This window comes from Conexibacter sp. CPCC 205762 (assembly GCF_030646155.1).
Lineage (GTDB): Bacteria > Actinomycetota > Thermoleophilia > Solirubrobacterales > Solirubrobacteraceae > Conexibacter.
In genome coordinates this window covers 12,508-28,990 of record NZ_JAUTDN010000017.1, presented here as the reverse complement: position 1 = coordinate 28,990, position 16,483 = coordinate 12,508, and the positions used below count along the sequence as shown (strand labels likewise).

General features: G+C 71.9%; 18 protein-coding genes. 7 read left to right on the top strand and 11 right to left on the bottom strand.

Features of this window, described 5'->3' with window-relative positions:
- Positions 1 to 966, bottom strand: coding sequence for an ROK family protein (locus tag Q7L73_RS14670; protein WP_304690477.1), 966 nt, complete (start codon positions 964 to 966; stop codon positions 1 to 3).
- 23 nt (positions 967 to 989) lie between these two features.
- Between Q7L73_RS14670 and Q7L73_RS14665 the strand changes: the two genes are divergently transcribed.
- Positions 990 to 2,249, top strand: coding sequence for an LCP family protein (locus tag Q7L73_RS14665; RefSeq protein ID WP_304690476.1), 1,260 nt, complete (start codon positions 990 to 992; stop codon positions 2,247 to 2,249).
- Between the two features lie 68 nt (positions 2,250 to 2,317).
- Here the strand turns inward: Q7L73_RS14665 and Q7L73_RS14660 are convergent, their stop codons facing one another.
- A complete protein-coding gene (locus Q7L73_RS14660) occupies positions 2,318 to 2,683 on the bottom strand; it encodes a nuclear transport factor 2 family protein (RefSeq protein ID WP_304690475.1) in 366 nt (121 codons plus the stop codon).
- A gap of 69 nt (positions 2,684 to 2,752) precedes the next feature.
- Between Q7L73_RS14660 and Q7L73_RS14655 the strand changes: the two genes are divergently transcribed.
- Positions 2,753 to 3,724, top strand: coding sequence for a LysR substrate-binding domain-containing protein (locus Q7L73_RS14655; RefSeq protein WP_304690474.1), 972 nt, complete (start codon positions 2,753 to 2,755; stop codon positions 3,722 to 3,724).
- Here the strand turns inward: Q7L73_RS14655 and Q7L73_RS14650 are convergent.
- Positions 3,721 to 4,128: a hypothetical protein gene (locus tag Q7L73_RS14650; protein ID WP_304690473.1), complete on the bottom strand. Its 408-nt coding sequence runs from the start codon at positions 4,126 to 4,128 to the stop codon at positions 3,721 to 3,723. The genes Q7L73_RS14655 and Q7L73_RS14650 overlap by 4 nt on opposite strands.
- On the bottom strand, positions 4,094 to 4,474 hold the full coding sequence (locus tag Q7L73_RS14645; protein ID WP_304690472.1) for an FmdB family zinc ribbon protein: 381 nt from the start codon (positions 4,472 to 4,474) through the stop codon (positions 4,094 to 4,096). Before Q7L73_RS14645 ends, Q7L73_RS14650 begins: the two co-directional genes overlap by 35 nt.
- A 103-nt stretch (positions 4,475 to 4,577) precedes the next feature.
- Here Q7L73_RS14645 and Q7L73_RS14640 point away from each other — a divergent pair, with 103 nt between their 5' ends.
- Together Q7L73_RS14640 and Q7L73_RS14635 are read left to right on the top strand one after the other, a co-directional pair.
- Positions 4,578 to 5,948, top strand: a complete 1,371-nt coding sequence (locus Q7L73_RS14640; RefSeq protein WP_304690471.1) for a glycine--tRNA ligase — start codon at positions 4,578 to 4,580, stop codon at positions 5,946 to 5,948.
- A gap of 59 nt (positions 5,949 to 6,007) precedes the next feature.
- Positions 6,008 to 7,270 (top strand): ribonucleotide-diphosphate reductase subunit beta, encoded by a 1,263-nt coding sequence (locus tag Q7L73_RS14635; RefSeq protein ID WP_304690470.1) that lies wholly within the window; start codon positions 6,008 to 6,010, stop codon positions 7,268 to 7,270.
- Here the strand turns inward: Q7L73_RS14635 and Q7L73_RS14630 are convergent.
- From Q7L73_RS14630 to Q7L73_RS14605, 6 genes are all read right to left on the bottom strand, one after another.
- Positions 7,263 to 7,886: a hypothetical protein gene (locus Q7L73_RS14630; protein ID WP_304690469.1), complete on the bottom strand. Its 624-nt coding sequence runs from the start codon at positions 7,884 to 7,886 to the stop codon at positions 7,263 to 7,265. The genes Q7L73_RS14635 and Q7L73_RS14630 overlap by 8 nt on opposite strands.
- 39 nt (positions 7,887 to 7,925) lie before the next feature.
- Complete coding sequence (locus Q7L73_RS14625) at positions 7,926 to 8,552, bottom strand: TetR/AcrR family transcriptional regulator (protein WP_304690468.1); 627 nt, start codon at positions 8,550 to 8,552, stop codon at positions 7,926 to 7,928.
- Positions 8,553 to 8,653: 101 nt separating this feature from the next.
- Complete coding sequence (locus Q7L73_RS14620) at positions 8,654 to 9,103, bottom strand: hypothetical protein (protein WP_304690467.1); 450 nt, start codon at positions 9,101 to 9,103, stop codon at positions 8,654 to 8,656.
- A gap of 50 nt (positions 9,104 to 9,153) precedes the next feature.
- A complete protein-coding gene (lon, locus tag Q7L73_RS14615) occupies positions 9,154 to 11,547 on the bottom strand; it encodes an endopeptidase La (RefSeq protein WP_304690466.1) in 2,394 nt (797 codons plus the stop codon).
- The gene (locus Q7L73_RS14610) at positions 11,544 to 12,026 is read right to left on the bottom strand and encodes an Hsp20/alpha crystallin family protein (protein WP_304690465.1); all 483 of its coding nucleotides are present in this window, start codon (positions 12,024 to 12,026) and stop codon (positions 11,544 to 11,546) included. Before Q7L73_RS14610 ends, lon begins: the two co-directional genes overlap by 4 nt.
- An 82-nt stretch (positions 12,027 to 12,108) precedes the next feature.
- Positions 12,109 to 12,867, bottom strand: coding sequence for an MBL fold metallo-hydrolase (locus Q7L73_RS14605; RefSeq protein ID WP_304690464.1), 759 nt, complete (start codon positions 12,865 to 12,867; stop codon positions 12,109 to 12,111).
- Between the two features lie 557 nt (positions 12,868 to 13,424).
- Here Q7L73_RS14605 and Q7L73_RS14600 point away from each other — a divergent pair.
- The 3 genes from Q7L73_RS14600 to Q7L73_RS14590 all read left to right on the top strand — a co-directional run bounded on the left by Q7L73_RS14600 (position 13,425) and on the right by Q7L73_RS14590 (position 15,429).
- On the top strand, positions 13,425 to 14,354 hold the full coding sequence (locus Q7L73_RS14600) for an NAD(P)H-binding protein (protein ID WP_304690463.1): 930 nt from the start codon (positions 13,425 to 13,427) through the stop codon (positions 14,352 to 14,354).
- 12 nt (positions 14,355 to 14,366) lie between these two features.
- The gene (locus Q7L73_RS14595; RefSeq protein WP_304690462.1) at positions 14,367 to 14,816 is read left to right on the top strand and encodes an SRPBCC family protein; all 450 of its coding nucleotides are present in this window, start codon (positions 14,367 to 14,369) and stop codon (positions 14,814 to 14,816) included.
- Between the two features lie 223 nt (positions 14,817 to 15,039).
- Positions 15,040 to 15,429 carry a MarR family transcriptional regulator gene (locus tag Q7L73_RS14590; RefSeq protein ID WP_304690461.1) on the top strand — a complete coding sequence of 130 codons (390 nt, stop codon included), beginning with the start codon at positions 15,040 to 15,042 and terminating at the stop codon, positions 15,427 to 15,429.
- Positions 15,430 to 15,485: 56 nt separating this feature from the next.
- Here Q7L73_RS14590 and Q7L73_RS14585 read toward each other — a convergent pair whose 3' ends face one another.
- Positions 15,486 to 16,481, bottom strand: a complete 996-nt coding sequence (locus Q7L73_RS14585; protein WP_304690460.1) for a malate dehydrogenase — start codon at positions 16,479 to 16,481, stop codon at positions 15,486 to 15,488.
- Positions 16,482 to 16,483 lie beyond the last annotated feature (2 nt).

Sequence of the window (16,483 nt, the reverse complement as noted above, 5' to 3'; positions counted from 1 at the left end):
TCACCCGACCTTGCGCAGCTCGTCGAGCGCGAGCGCGCCGGCGCCGACCATGCCGGCCTCGGGGCCGAACGAGGCGGTGACGATCCTCGCGTGCTCGGCCATCGTCGGCAGCGCGCGGCTGGTCGCCTCGTCACGCGCCGGGCCCATCAGCAGCTCGCCGGCGGCGATCACCCCGCCGCCGATCACGACGACGTCGGGGTTGAAGATGTTGAGGTAGTTGGCGATCCCGACGCCGAGGTTGCGGCCGATCAGCGCGAGCGTGTCGATCGCCGCCTGGTCGCCGTCGTGCGCCAGCTCGGTCACGAGCGCGCCGTTGACGGTGCGGCCGTCGGCGAGCGCTCTGCCGAGCAGCGAGCCGGGCCGCTCGGCGGCGATCCGCGCGCCCTCGCGCGCCAGCGCCGTGCCGGAGGCGAGCACCTCGAGGCAGCCGTGGTTGGGGCAGTTGCCCTGGCAGCGCGGGCCGTCTCTGTCGATCACCATGTGGCCGAGCTCGGCGCCCGCGCCGATCGAGCCGCGGTAGAGCTGGCCGCCGAGGATCAGGCCGCCGCCGATGCCGGTGCCGATCGTCAGCACGACCGCGTCGGTGACGCCCTGCGCCGCGCCGGCGCGGAACTCGGCCAGCGCCGCCATGTTGGCGTCATTGTCGACGTGGACCGGCAGGCCCAGCCGCTCGGCCATCACGTCGCGGAAGGGCATGTCTCTGATCGGCAGGTTGACCGCCATCTTCGCGACGCCGGTGCGCTGGTCGATCAAGCAGGGGATGCCGAAGCCGGCGGCGGAGATCTCTCGCCCGGCCGCCTCGCGCACCTCTTCGACCGCGCCGACGATCGTGTCGATCAGCTCGCCCTGGGGCAATCCATGCACCGGGCGGTACACGCGGTTGTGGACGTTCATCTCTTCGTCGAGCACGCCGGCGAGCACCTTCGTGCCCCCGAGGTCGACGCCGATTACGCAGTCGGCCGACATGGTGCGGCACTATAGACGTGCACATGGCAGATCACCGCGACGATCCCCCAGGCCGCGGCGACGAGCCCTCGTACCGCGTCTACCGCGCCGGCGAGGACGACCGATCCCGCCGCGCCGAGCGCCCAGCCGACCGCCCCTCGGGCGACTCCGCTGACGAGCCGTCGTACACGACCTACCGCGCCAGGCCGCGCGGCTTCCTGTCGCGCCTGCGCGGCGAGGACGACAGCTTCGGCGAGCCCGCGCCCGGCGGTGGCGACGGCGGCTGGGACGACGACGGGCGTGGCGGAGGCGGCGGCCGACGACTTCCGGGCCTGCCGGGGCGCGGCCGGCGGCGCGGCGGGCGCGGGATCACGCCGCGGCGCGTCGTCAAGTGGGTCGTGCTGGCGATCGGCGCCTGGCTGGCGCTGTCGATGGTGCTGTTCCTCGTCAGCGCGCAGATCCAGAAGGGCAAGGTCTCCGACTCCGCCAAGGCGGCGCTGACCGACGCCGGCTACCCGCTGTGGTCGGCCAACAACATCCTCATCCTCGGCTCCGACCAGCGCCAGAAGGGCTCGAAGGAGCCGGGCGCCTCGACGAGCGGGCCGAGCCGTTCGGACTCGATCATGCTGTGGCGCGTCGGAGGCGGGAAGTCGGCGCGACTGTCGATCCCGCGCGACACGATCGTCGACATCCCCGGCCACGGCCGCCAGAAGATCAACGCCGCCTACGCGTTCGGCGGCGCGGCGTTGTCGATCGACACGATCGAGGCCTACCTCGGCGTGCCGATCAACCACCTGATCGAGGTCGACTTCGACAACTTCCCGAAGCTGATCGACGCGCTCGGCGGCATCAACGTGACGACCGACCGCGTCTGCTCGGAGATCTCCGGCGGCAGATCCAACGGCGGCTGGACGCTCAACCTCAGACGCGGCACCCACCACCTCGACGGCGAGCAGGCGCTGGTGCTGGCGCGCACGCGCAAGAACTCGTGCAACCCGGCCGAGGACGACCTCACGCGCGCCAAGCGCCAGCAGCAGATCCTCGCGGGGATGAAGAGCAAGGCGTTCTCGCCGACGACCTTCTTCCGCCTGCCGTGGGTCTCGTGGGCGGCGCCGAAGGCGATGCGGACCGACATGGGCGGCCCGACGCTGATGGGCTTCTTCGGCGCCGCGGCGCTCGGCGGCTCGCCGCCGACGCGCGTGCTGAGACCATCCGGCTACGAGACGCTGCCCGACGGCGGCTCCGGCCTCGTCGTCTCCGACGCCGACAAGCAGCGCGCGGTCAAGCAGTTCATGGACGGCTGAGCGCGGGCTCCTCGGAGCGGACGCTGCTCGACGGCGACGTCGGCGCGTCCGCCGTCGACTGACGGCGCTCAGGCGCCGCCGGCCTCGGGCCGGTCGAGGATCCGCAGCCAGCTGCCGTCGGGCTGGCGCCGGGCGACCTGGGCGCGACCGCCCGTGCCGTCGCTCGGCTGCGTCGCGGTCAGCGCGAGGTCGCCGTGGATCAGCGTCGGCAGCGGCTGCTCGCGCGGGAACGGCAGCGGCGCGTGCTGCAGCATCTGCTCCAGCACCTGCCTGATCGCGGCGCGGCCGACGGTCTGCCGGCCGGGCGGGAAGCCCATCACGGCGTCGTCGGCGTAGAGCGCCGCGAGGCCGTCGGCGTCGCGCGCGTTGGCGCGCTCGACGAAGAGGCGGGCGAGGTCTTCGGGGGTGCTGGCCTGTTCACGTGTCGTGCTCATGGGGTGAGCCTGCTCGCCCGATGCCAGAAGCACAAGATCTATGCGTGCTATGTGCTAGAAGCAACGCGTATGGAACTGCGCCAGCTCGCCTACCTCGCCGCGGTCGCCGAGCACGGCGGCTTCACCGCCGCCGCCGATGCGCTGCACGTCGCGCAGCCGGGCGTCAGCGCGCAGGTGCGCAGACTGGAGGGCGAGCTGGGCCACGAGCTGCTCGACCGCTCCGGCCGCCGCGTGCGGCCGACAGCGGTCGGCGAGGCGGTGCTGCCGCACGCGCGCGCGGCGCTGGCGGCGGTCGCCGCGCTGCGCGACGCGGTCGACGCGCTCGACGGCCTGCTGCGCGGCCGCGTCGCCGTCGGGCTCGTGCCGGGCGGGCCGGCCGGCTTCGTCAGCGACCTGCTCGGCCGCTTCAACGCCGCCCACCCCGCCGTCGAGGCGACGCTGGAGGAGGGCGACTCGGAGTCGCTGCTGGCGCTGCTGCTCGACGGCCGCCTCGACCTCGTCGTCGCCGGCCGCGCCGCCCCGCCGCCGGCCGGCGTCGCGGCGGCGACGCTGCTGGAGGAGCCGCTCGCCGCCGCCGTCGCGCCGGAGCATCCGCTCGCCTCCCGCGCGAGCGACGCCGCAGCGCCCGCCGCCCCGCGCGCGACGCCCGCCCCACCGCCCGCCGCCCCACGCGCGACGCCCGCCCCACCCGCCGGCGCCATCTCGCTGGCCGACCTCATCGGCGAGCCGCTGATCTCGCTCCCCCGCGGCAGCGGCCTGCGCGCGGCCTTCGACGCCGGCTGCGCGGCTGCCGGCGTGCGGCCGCGGATCGCCTTCGAGGCCGGCGACCCGAACGTGCTCGTGGCGCTCGCGCGGCGCGGGCTCGGCGTCGCGATCCTGCCGCGCGTCGTCGCGACCGCCGCCGGCAGCGGCCTCGTCGCGCTCGCGCTCGGCCCGCCCGAGCTGCGCGCGCGGATGGAGCTGCTGTGGCGCGCCGGCGGCCCGTCGAGCCCGGCCGCGCAGGCGCTGATCGCGCTCGCACGCGAGGCCGTCGCCCGCTAGACGACTGCGAACTTCCAGCGCGCGACGACCGTGCCGGCGACCGACCAGCTGACCGCCCACTTGCCCTTGCGGAAGCGCAGCGGCGTGATCGTCGGGCTGCCGGCGGGACCGCTGGTCGTCGCGAAGCAGCTCCTGAGCGCGCCCTTGCCGAGCCGCCTGACGCAGGTGCGGTAGCTCGTGCCGGCGGCGTCGTCGTCGACGAAGACGAGGTCGGCGAGCGCGCGGCCGGTCGAATCGGCCGCGAGCTTGTGCGCCGGCGTGCGCAGCGCGTCGGTGACCTGGCCGTCGAAGCGCGCGTCGTCGTCGGCGAAGGCCGCCGGGGCGCAGGTCAGCAGCAGCGCCAGCGCGGTCGCGAACGCGACCGCGACGCTACGACGCGGCGCTCTTGGGAGCCGAGTCGCCACTGCTCGACGAGGAGGACGAGCTGCTGGTGCTGCTCGTCGATCTGCTGTCGCCCGACGTGGAGTCGCTGGAGCTGGTGCTGGTGCTGGTGGAGCTGCCGGAGCTGGTGCCATCGCCGCCGTTCGATCCGCTCTTGCCCTCGCCCGCGCTCTTCAGCTCGCGGGCGCGCTTCTTCGTACCGTAGTCGGTGTTGTAGAAGCCCGAGCCCTTGAAGTGGACGGCCGGGGCGTGGAGGACGCGCTGGCACGGGGCGCCGCAGACCTCGCACTCCGTGAGCGCATCGTCGGCCATTCTCTGAATGGCGTCGAAGGTGTGCCCGTTCTCGCAGCGGTACTCGTAGATCGGCATCGTCGGGAGAGTATCGCAGACGCCTTGGCACTCTCTCGCCGAGAGTGCCAAGAACGGATGTCCGTGCACCGACCTGGCGCGCCTAGCTAGCATCCCTCGCCGGATGACGACCGACATCGTGACCATGGACAAGATCGTCGCGCTCTGCAAGCGACGTGGCTTCATCTTCCCCTCCTCCGAGATCTACGGAGGGGTCGGCTCGACCTACGACTACGGGCACTACGGCGTTCTGCTCAAGACGAACGTCAAGAACGAGTGGTGGCGGGCGATGCTGCAGGATCGCGACGACGTCGTCGCGATCGACTCGGCGATCATCCAGAGCCCACGCGTGTGGGAGGCCTCGGGCCACCTCGCCGGCTTCAGCGACCCGCTCGTGCAGTGCCTCGGCGACTGCAAGAGACGCTGGCGCCTGGATCATCTGCAGGAGGCCGCCGTCGAGAACGGCGAGGATCCCGCGCTCGTCAGATGCCCCACCTGCGGCGGCGACCTGACCGAGCCGCGCGCCTTCAACCTGATGTTCGAGACGACCGTCGGCCCCGTCAGAGACGAGGGCGCGACCGTCTACCTGCGGCCCGAGACGGCGCAGGGCATCTTCATCAACTTCAAGAACGTGCTCCAGTTCGCGCGCAGAAAGCCGCCGTTCGGCATCGCGCAGATCGGCAAGTCGTTCCGCAACGAGATCACGCCCGGCAACTTCATCTTCCGCACGCGCGAGTTCGAGCAGATGGAGATGGAGTTCTTCACGCCGCCGGACGAGGCCGACAAGTGGTTCGCGCACTGGCTCTCCGCCCGCGAGCGCTGGTACACCGACCTCGGCCTGCGCCCCGACCACCTGCGCCTGCGCCCGCACGAGCAGGACGAGCTGTCGCACTACTCCAGCGGCACCAGCGACGTCGAGTACCTCTTCCCGATCGGCTGGTCGGAGCTGGAGGGCATAGCGAACCGCGGCAGCTACGACCTGACCGCGCACAGAAACGCCTCCGGCGAGAAGCTGGAGTACATGGACCCGGGCACCGGCGAGCGCTACACGCCGCACGTGATCGAGCCGGCCGCCGGCGCCGACCGCGCGACGCTCGCCTTCCTCGTCGACTCCTACGACGAGGAGGAGGTCGAGGGCGACGTCCGCACCGTCCTGCGCCTGCACCCGAAGCTGGCGCCGGTCAAGGTCGCGGTGATGCCGCTGCTGAAGAAGGCCGGCCACCCCGAGGTCGCGAGAGAGATCTTCGACGACCTGCGCCCGCGCATGCAGGCCGAGTACGACGAGGGCGGCTCGATCGGCAAGCGCTACCGCCGCCAGGACGAGATCGGCACGCCGTGGGGCGTGACGGTCGACCACCAGACGCTCGAGGACCGCACCGTCACGCTGCGCGACCGCGACTCGCTGGAGCAGGTCCGGATCGCGATCGACGAGCTGGCGCCGGAGCTGGAGCGCCGCCTCAAGGCGTCCTGGACCTCGCCGAAGCTCGCCTCCTAGCCGCTCGCCTCAGCTACGGTTGCACCAGCCGGTGGTGCAACCGTAGGAGGGAGAGCGAGATGGCCGTCGTCAGCGCGACAGAGCAGATCAGCTACACGGACCTCTACGCCCGCTGGGAACGCGGCAACTGGAGCGCGACCGAGATCGACTTCAGCGCCGACCGCGAGCAGTGGCAGACGCGTTTCGGCGCGTTCGAGCGCAGAGCGGCGCTGTTCAACTACTCGCTCTTCTTCCACGGCGAGGACGCCGTCGCAGACACGCTGACGCCGTACATCGACGCCGCGCCGCTGCCCGAGCAGAAGTACTTCCTGACGACGCAGCAGGTCGACGAGGCGCGCCACGCCGTCTTCTTCAAGCGCTTCATGCACGAGGTCGCGGGCGTCGGCGACGGCACGATGGCCGGCGGCCTGGCGGCGATCCAGCCGCAGCTGACGTGGGGCTTCCGCAAGGTCTTCGAGCGGCTCGACCAGATGGCCGACGAGCTGCGGCGGGACAGATCGAAGCCGCGGCTGGCCGCCGCGATCGCGCTCTACCACCTGATCGTCGAGGCGACGCTGGCGCAGTCCGGCCAGCACTTCATCACCGGCTATCTCGAGCAGCGCGACATGCTGCCGGGCTTCTACGGCGGGATGCGCAACGTCGAGCTCGACGAGCAGCGCCACATCGGCTTCGGCGTGCGGCTGCTGTACGACCTCAACCGCGAGGACCCCGACTGCAGAGAGGCGGTCGAGGAGCTGCTGCGCGAGGTGCTGCCGTGGGCGCTGGCGGTGTTCGTGCCGCCGGGCTGGGACGAGCGCTACGTGGGCGCATTCGGCTTCGAGCTGCTCGACATCTACGAGCTGGGGATCGGCTCGCTCGACAGCAAGCTGCGCGCCGCCGGGATGCCGCTGGAGCAAATGCGGCTGCCGCTGCCGAGCGGCCAGACGCCGCGCGAGCGGGCCGCGTACGGGATCGCGCTGCTGAGAGCGGGCTACCTCGGCGAGAAGCTGCGCAAGCCGGCGACCGACCGCGAGACGCTGAGACTGCTGTTCGACGGCGTCGAGGGGCTCGTCGACCACCGCCACGCGCCGGCGCGGCCGGTGACGCTGGAGTGGCAGTTCCGCGACGCCGAGCCGTGGCACCTGCGGATCGACAACGGCCGCACACGCGCGCTGCCGGGCGCCGTCGACGGCGGCGCCGACCTGACCTTCCACTGCACGGTCGAGGACTGGGTCGACGTCGCCGCCGGCCGCGTCGACCCGCGCGTCGCGATGCTGCGCGGCAGACTGCGCCCGCGCGGCTCGCTGCGGCTGCTGGCGCGGATGCCGAAGCTGCTCAGCTGACGACGCGCGCGCTGGCGCGCAGCTCGACGCGCCCGTCCGGCTGCGGATACGCGGCGATCCGCTCGACGTCGATGCGCGGGTCGCCGAACAGCGTGTAGGAGCTGATCAGCCCCAGCAGCCCCTCCGGCCGCGCCACCACGCGGCCGTCGCGGGCCGCCACCTGCAACGTCACGTTCGCGCCGCCGATGCGCGCCGCGACCCGCACCGCGCCGTCGTCGCTGGGCAGCAGCCGGCCCTCGATCCCGGCCGGCAGGGCGGCCGCGACCTGGTCCGGGTCGACGGTCGCGCTGCCGCTCAGGCGCCCGTCGCGCTTCTCGACGCGCACGTCGTGCAGCTCGACCTCGGGCGTCGCCTGGACGCGCTCGATCCACACGTCGAGCGTGTCGACCTTGCGCGTCTGCGCGAGGTCGTCGGCTATCGAGGCGCCGTCGGCGTCGAAGCTGCGCACGCGCGCGGAGACGCGGTCGGCGTGCTGCCACAGCAGCTCGATCGCGGGCAGCGCGCCGACCTCGACGTGCGTCACCTCGTCGCCGCCGAGCCGGCGCCTCACCTCGTCCTCCGCCAGCCGCGGCAGCGCGAGCTGGGCGACGAGCAGCAGCAGGAGCGCGACCGCCACTCCGATGAGCGCGACGCGCCGCAGCGCGAGCCCTTCACGCTACGCCGGGTCGGCGATCAGCGTGCGCGCGGCCGCGACCGCGGCGCCGACGGTCGGGCGCGGGTCGAGCTTCGGCTCCGTCAGGAAGCGCAGCGCGAGCCCGTCGGCGAGCGCCAGCAGCACGCCGGCGACGGCGTCCGGCTCGGCGCCGAGCCGCAGCACGCCCTCGTCGCGCTTCTCCGCCAGCGAGGCGGCGAGGTGGCCGCGCATCTTCAGGCAGAGGTCGGCGAGCGCCTCGGCGATCTCGTCGTTGCGGCGCGAGAGCGTGAACAGCTCGAACATCAGCGTGACGAGATCGGAGTCGCCTTCGACCAGCTCGGAGAGGCCGCGCACGAGGCCGCCGATGAAGTCGTCGGCGGTGTGGGCGTCCTGCAGCTGGGCGGCGAGGCTCTCGATGCGGATGTCGCAGTCGCGCCGCACGACCTCGACCAGCAGCCGCTCCTTCGTGCCGAAGTAGTAGTGCAGCAGGCCGCGTGAGACGCCGGCCTCACGCGCGACGTGGTCGAACGTCGAGCCGGCCGCGCCGCGCGCCGCGACGCTGACGCGCATCGCGTCGACGATCCTTCTCGCCTTGTCGCTCTCGAGCGTGCGGACTTGCTCCGCGGCGACCGCATCGGTTGCTGCCATCGTCCGATCGTAGCTGGCTCGGCGGCCAGGGTGCCCCGCACTGGCACGAGAGAGGGCGCCCTGTGGGCGCCCTCTGAACGACTGCTGCTGTGGTGACGAGCCTACGCCGCCGGTGGCGCCGGCGGCGCGGGCGGCGTCGTGGTGGAGGTGTACTCGAACTCCTCCTCCTTGCCGAAGAGCGCGTCGAGCACCTTCGTGCGGAGGTCCTCGCTGATCGCCAGCGCGGCGCCCGCGAGCACGAACGCGATCAGCAGCTTGCGGAACGGATGGCGCTTCTTCGGCTTCTTCTTCGGGCCGTCCTTCAGCGCGGCGCCCGCGTCCTTGAGCGCGCCCGCGGCCTTGTTGAGGTCCTTCTGGACCTTCTTGTCCTCGACGAGCGCCTTCGGGCCCTTGCCGTCGGAGACGCGGTCGTAGGCGTCCTTGGCAGCCTCGAACGCGACGCGGAAGTTGTCGCGCAGCTCGTCGTCCTCGACCAGACGCTGGACCCACGGACTCGTCGTCGCGGCCGCCGAGCTCGCCGCCTTCTTCGCCTTCTTCGTGCGTGCCGCCATGTCGTGGTGCTCCTTGTCGATTACCTCGGTGGCCTTCACCATACCCCCTGTCAAGCGGGTCGACGCCGCCCCGTTCTCCTGGCGGCGAGCGCCAGCTCGAGCACCTGCTCGATGCGGGAGACGAAGTGGAAGTCGAGGTCCTTGCGGAGGTGCTCGGGGATGTCGTCGACGTCCTGCTCGTTGAGCGCGGGCGCGATCACGACTCTGATGCCGCTGCGCTGCGCGGCGAGCGCCTTCTCCTTCAGCCCGCCGATCGGCAGCACCTGGCCGGTCAGCGTGATCTCGCCGGTCATCGCCACCTCGGCGCGGACCGAGCGGCGCGTCAGCAGCGACGTCAGCGCGGTCGCGATCGTGATGCCGGCGCTGGGGCCGTCCTTCGGGATCGCGCCGGCCGGCACATGCACGTGCAGGTCGTGCTCGGCGAACCAGTCGTCGCCGATCCCCTCCGGCGGATGGCTGCGAACCCATGACAGCGCCGCCTGCGCCGACTCGCGCATCACCTCTCCGAGCTGGCCGGTGATCGTCAGCTTGCCGCTGCCGGGCATCGCCGTCGCCTCGACGAACAGCACGTCGCCGCCGACCGGCGTCCACGCCAGCCCGGTCGAGACGCCCGGCTCGGAGGTGCGGCGGCGGGTCTCGCGGAAGACGCGCCGCTTGCCCAGCAGCTCGCGCACGCGCGGGCCCGAGACGGTCACCTTTCTCGTCACTCTGCCCTCGGCCACCTGGCGCGCGATCTTGCGGCAGACGGTGCCGATCTCGCGGTCGAGCCCGCGCACGCCGGCCTCGCGCGTGTAGTCGCCGATGATCGCCCGCAGGGCGGAGTCGCTGAAGGCGATCTGCGCTCTGCGCAGGCCGTTGCGGTCGATCTGGCGCGGCACCAGGTAGCGGCGCGCGATCTCCAGCTTCTCCTCCTCGGTGTAGCCGGCGAGCTGGATCGTCTCCATCCGGTCGCGCAGCGGGCCGGGGATCGTGTCGAGCGTGTTCGCCGTCGTCACGAACATCACGTCGGAGAGGTCGAACGGCAGGTCGAGGTAGTGGTCGCGGAAGGTCTCGTTCTGCTCGGGGTCGAGCACCTCCAGCATCGCGCTGGCCGGGTCGCCGCGGAAGTCGGAGCCCATCTTGTCGATCTCGTCGATCATGAACAGCGGGTTCTTCGACTCGGCGTCGCGCAGCGCGCGGACGATCACGCCCGGCATCGCGCCGATGTAGGTGCGGCGGTGGCCGCGGACCTCCGACTCGTCGCGCATGCCGCCGACCGAGATGCGCTCGAATCTGCGCCCGAGCGCACGTGCGATCGATCTGCCGAGCGAGGTCTTGCCGACGCCGGGCGGCCCGACGAGGCAGAGGATCGAGCCGCGCGCGTCCGGCTTCAGCTTGCGCACGGCGAGGAACTCGAGGATCCGCTCCTTCACCTGCTCGATGTCGTAGTGGTCCTCGTCGAGCACGGCGCGCGCGTGTCTGAGGTCGAGGTTGTCCTCGGTCCGCTCGCTCCACGGCAGCGAGGCGATCCATTCGAGGTAGCCGCGGATGACGCCGTGCTCGGCGGAGGCGGGCGGGATCCGCTCCAGCCGCGCCAGCTCGCGGTCGACCTGCTTGCGGACCTCCTCGGGCAGCTCCAGCGCGTCGAGCTGCTCGCGCAGCTCCTCCGCCTCGGCCGCCATCTCGTCGCCCTCGCCGAGCTCCTCCTGGATCGCCTTCAGCTGCTGGCGCAGGAAGTACTCGCGCTGCGTCTTGTCGAGCTCGGACTGGACCTGCGACTGGATCTTGGAGCCGAGCGCGACGACCTCCAGCTCGCGCGCGAGGATCTCCGACAGGCGCCGCAGCCGGCGCGCGACGTCGCGCTCCTCCAGCAGCCCCTGCTTCTCCTCGGTTCTGATCCTGAGCGCGCTCGCGATCAGGTGGCTGAGCGCGCCCGGGTCGTCGAGGTTGGCGATCGCGACGTGCAGCTCCTCCGGCAGATACGGGACCTCCTCGACGATGTTCGAGAAGGTCGCCTGCACGTTGCGCATCAGCGCGATCAGCTCGGGCGTCTCCTGGCCGTTCTCGTCGGGCGCCTCGGCGATGTCGGCGACGAGGTAGGGCTCGGTCCGCTCCCAGCCGGTGACGCGGATCCGCTGGGTCGCCTGCACGAGGATCCGCAGCGTCCCGTCGGGGACCTTCAGCATCCGCGCGACGACGCCGGCGACGCCGACGTCGTAGAGGTCCTCCGGGCCGGGCGTCTCCAGCTCCGGCTTGCGCGAGGCGACGAGCGCGATCATGCGGTCGCCGCCGAGCACGTCGTTGACGAGCGCGACGCTGCGGTCCTGACCGACCGCCAGCGGGACGAGCGTCTCCGGGAAGGTGACGCTGTCGCGCAGCGGCAGCACCGGCAGCGTCCCGGACAGCGACCTCTGGGTCGGGACCTCGATCTCGCGAGCCTGTCCGGGCGTGCCGATCTCGATCATGACGCGCCGCCTCTGCGCGTTCTCGAATGCGGTCTCGGGACCTCGATCGGGACGCTGCGACGGCGCTTCTCGGGCTCGACCAGCGGCAGCTCGACGCGCAGCAGGCCGTCCTCGTAGATCGCCTTCGCCTCCTCCGCGCGCACCTCGGCGCCGAGCTGGACGACGCGGCGGAAGGGACCGTGCTCGATCTCGACCTGCTGATAGACGCGGCCCTCCGCCTCGCCGGCGCGGCGGTGGCCGGAGAGGACCAGCTCGCGGCCCTGGATCTCCAGCGCGAGCCGGTCGGCGTCGATCCCCGGCAGCTCCGCCGTCACGACCGCGCGCGGCGGGTCGTCGGCGTAGTAGACGTCGACCGCGGGCGAGAAGCCGCCGCGCTTGCGTGGCGCGATGCCGGGTCGCTGGAGGACGTCGCCGAACAGCTCGTCCATCTCCCGCCGCATGCGCTCGAAGTTCGCGAAGAGGTCGCGTTCCGGAGCCATGCGCAGAAACCTACCCGTCCGCGCGCCCGCTTGACATACGGGCAACCGACCTTGCGCGGCGGGCGCCGCTGGCGCGTCTGCGTCAGAGCTCGTAGGTCGCGAACTCGACCGCGATCTCGACCGGTGCGCCGAAGGCCGCCTCGGCCGCCGCGCGGGCCTTGTCGAGGTCGTCGTCGGCGGCGATGTGGGTCAGCACCAGCCGCTTGGCGCCGGCCGCTCTGCCGAGCGTGCCGGCCTCGGCCCAGGTGAGGTGGCCGCGGTGGCCGTCCTCGGGCGTCTCCAGCGTCGCTTCCAGCATCAGCAGGTCGGCGTCGCGGCCGAACTCGATCAGCGCCTCGTTGGGGCAGCAGTCGGCGCCGAAGGTGAAGCTGCCGCTGGGGCCGGTCACCTTGACCGCGTGCGTGCGGATGAAGTGCGGGACCTCGCGGAAGGTGATCGTCAGCGGACCCAGCTCGATCGTGCGGTCGGGCTCGTACTCGATCAGGCAGAAGGCCTGCTCGACCAGCTCCGGGGCGTTCCAGGCGCCGGTGATCTGGCGGAAGACGTCCCTGCCGCCGGGCGGCGCGTAGAGCGTCGGGCGCGGATGCGGGAAGGCCCGCGCCCGCGGCGAGTACGACAGCGCGTACGAGTACGGGATCAAGTCGATGCAGTGGTCGGCGTGCAGGTGCGACACGACGACCGCGTCGACTGCCATGTAGTCGACGGCCTCGCGCAGCTTGCCGAAGACGCCGTTGCCGCAGTCGACGAGCAGCGTCGTGTCACCCTCCTCGACGAGGTAGCCGCTGCACGCCCCGCCGGCGTCTTGCCAGGCGGGTGACTTTCCGAGCACGGTGATCTTCACGCCGGGGACCTTCCCACAGTGGGTCGGACACTCTAGCCGTGTGACCGCCGCCCGGCGCCGTGCCTCCTGCGCACCGCTTTTCAGGTGACGCGCCGGTCAGGCGTGGAGCGCGGCCTGCTCCTGCGCGCTGGGCATCGCCCAGACGGCCTGCGTGCGGCGCTCCTGACGGAACTGGAAGCGCAGCTGACGCGGTGGCCGGAGGCCCTCGGGACTGGCTGGCCGGAAGGTCGCGCAAGGCTCGTCGTCCGCGAGCGCGCAGAGCAGGTTCTGACGGAAGAAGCAGTCTTCGCAACCGACTCTGCGTCCATTCACACGACCCTTTGCCATCTAGTCCTTCGACCTCCTTCGTCCGGCCTCACGGCCGCCTGCTCTGCTTGGGGGAGGCGGCAGTCAAACAAACCTGCCGAGCGGACTCAACGTCGATTCCCGCAAAACGCAGGAACTTTTTGACGCGTCTACTTTCACCTGCAAATCCGCGACTTTTTGCTATGGGGTCCGAGAACTCCCCGGTATTTGCGGAGGTTTCCGGGAACTGCGTTCGTCATGCTGTCGCAGGCATGCGAATCCTGATAACGGGCGTCAGCGGGTTCGTCGGATCGCGGCTCGTCCCGCGCCTCCGGCACGACGGTCACGAGCTGCGCGGCTTCGCCCGCGACGCGGCTCGCGTCGCCGTCGACGTCCCGCTCGTGCTCGGCGACGCGGTCAGCGGCGCCGGCCTCGACGCGGCGCTCGACGGGGTCGAGGTCGCCTACTTCCTGATCCACTCGATGGAGCCGCCGCCCGATGGCGACCGCGCGGCGTTCGAGGCGCGCGAGCTGGCCTCGGCGGAGCGCTTCGCGACGGCGGCGCGCGCGGCCGGCGTGCGGCGGATCGTCTACCTCGGCGGACTGGTGCCGACGGCGGTCGCGCCCTCCGCCCACCTCGCCAGCCGGCTCGTGGTCGAGCAGACGCTGCTGGCGGCCGTGCCGGACCCGCTCGCGCTGCGCGCCTCGATCGTGATCGGCGCCGGCTCGCGCTCGTTCCGCTTCCTCGTGCGGCTGATCGAGCGGATGCCGGTGCTGGCGCTGCCGGGCTGGCGCGACTTCCGCACCCAGCCGGTCGACGAGCGCGACGTCGTCGAGACGGTCGCGCGCGCCGCGACGGCGCAGCTGCCGGCCGGTGCGCCGCGCTCGCTCGACCTCGCCGGGCCGGACGTCGTCAGCTACCGCGAGCTGATCGAGCGGATCCGCGACCACATGCTGCTCGACCGGCCGGTGCTGCCGTTCGACCCGCCGGCGCCCGCGAGCATCGCCAGCCGCGTCGCGGCCGCGATCGCGGGCGAGCGCCACGAGCTGGTCGGCCCGCTGATGGCCGGGCTCACGAGCGACCTGCTGCCGCGCGCCGGCGACACGGCGGCGCTGCTGGACGTGCGGCTGCACCGGCTCGACGCCGCGATCGAGCACGCGCTGCGCGAGTGGGAGCGCGATGAGCCGCTGGCGGCGAGATAGGGTCCTGGGCAGATGACGCTCGTCACCACCGCGATCGAGATCGAGGCGCCGCCGGAGCGCGTCTGGGCGGTCCTGCTCGATCCGCGCAGGCTCGGCGACTGGGTCACGATCCACCGTGCGCTCGGCGAGGACACGCCCGCGAAGCTGCGCGTCGGCTCGACCTTCGAGCAGACGATGAACCTGCGCGGCGCCCACCTGCACGTCAACTGGCGCGTGGTCGCGCTCGACCCGCCGACGCGCGCCGAGTGGCACGGCCGCGGGCCCGCCCACTCGCAGGCGTCGATCGTCTACGCGCTGGAGCCGACGCCGGCCGGCGGCACCCGCTTCACCTACGAGAACACCTTCAAGCCGCCGGGCGGCCCGCTCGGCGCGGTCGCCGGGCGGGTGCTCGTCGGCGGTCTCTCACACCGTGAGGCGGTGCGGTCACTGGAGCGGCTGAAGCAGTTGCTGGAAAGCTCCTGATCAGTGAAGTCGGGCAATGTGCGCTGCACTGGTCGAAGGTGACGCCGCACCGCGCTAAGATTCGGCTCAACCGGCTGAACCGCAGTGACTGGGGCGGCTAGTTGAACACATACGTAGGGGGAATTCAGGGGGCGGGCGATTCGACCATGCGTCAACGGGTCGCGTCGTGAACGTTTGTGTTTTCCACCTCGGGACCCAGACAGGAGAAAGGACCGGAAACGAAGTGGCTGACTTTCTCGACGCAAAGGTGAAAGAGATCGAAGGGCGCCTGAGAGAGCTGCGCCCGCTGCTCGACGAGTACCACAGGCTGGAAGCCGCCGCGGCGGCTCTCGGTGGTGTCGAGCTGCCGCGCAACGGGCGCGTACGGGCGCGTGGGAGCGTTCCGCGCAGCAATGGCGTGAACGGCACCCGGCGCGGGCGCCCGCGCGGCAGCAGGGGCGAGAACACCCGCGCGGCGCAGGCCGTCGAGCTGGTGCGCACGCGCCCGGGGATCACGATCCCCGAGCTGGCCGAGCACATGGGCATCAAGCCGAACTACCTGTACCGCATCCTCCCCCAGCTGGAGGAAGAGGGCAGAGTGCGGCGCGAAGACAAGGGCTGGCTGCCGGGGTAGCCAGCAGAACCGCCGGCGCGACCCCCTCCGCGCCGACGGTCCCCCTCAGGCGTTCTTCACGGGATCAGGCCGAGCTGCCTGATCGCCTCGCGCTCCTCGACCAGCTCGTTGACCGAGGCGTCGATCTTCGCGCGCGAGAAGTCGCTGATCTCCAGCCCCTGGACGATCTCGTACGTGCCGTCCTCGGTCGTGCACGGAAACGACGAGATGATCCCTTCCGGCACCCCGTAGGAGCCGTCCGACGGGACCGACATCGAGACCCAGTCGCCGGCCGGCGTGCCGAGCACCCAGTCGTGCACGTGGTCGATCGCCGCGTTGGCGGCCGAGGCCGCCGAAGAGGCGCCGCGCGCGTCGATGATCGCCGCGCCGCGCTTCTGCACGGTCGGGATGAAGTCGCTCTCCAGCCAGGCCTGGTCGCCGATCAGCTCGGCCGCGTTCTTGCCGCCGACCTGCGCGTGGAAGATGTCCGGGTACTGGGTCGCCGAGTGGTTGCCCCAGATCGTCACGTTGGTGATGTCCTTCACCGCCGCGCCGGTCTTCTTCGCCAACTGCGCGATCGCGCGGTTGTGGTCCAGCCGCGTCATCGCGTGGAAGCGGTCCTTCGGCACGTCGGGCGCGTTGCTGGCGGCGATCAGCGCGTTCGTGTTGGCCGGGTTGCCGACCACGAGCACCTTCACGTCGTCGGCGGCGTGGGCGTTGATCGCCTCGCCCTGCGGCTTGAAGATGCCGCCGTTGGCCTCCAGCAGGTCGGCCCGCTCCATCCCTCTGGAGCGCGGGCGCGCGCCGACCAGCAGCGCGACGTTGGCGCCGTCGAAGGCGACGTTGGCGTCGTCGGTCGCGTCGACGCTGTGCAGCAGCGGGAAGGCGCAGTCGTCCAGCTCCATGATCACGCCCTCGGCGGCCTTCAGCGCCGGGGTGATCTCCAGCAGCCGCAGCGAGACCGGCTGGTCGGGCCCGAGCAGGGCGCCGCTGGCGATGCGGAACAGCAGGGCGTAGCCGATCTGGCCGGCGCCACCGGTGACGGTGACGCGTACGGGTTGCTTGTCAGTCACTG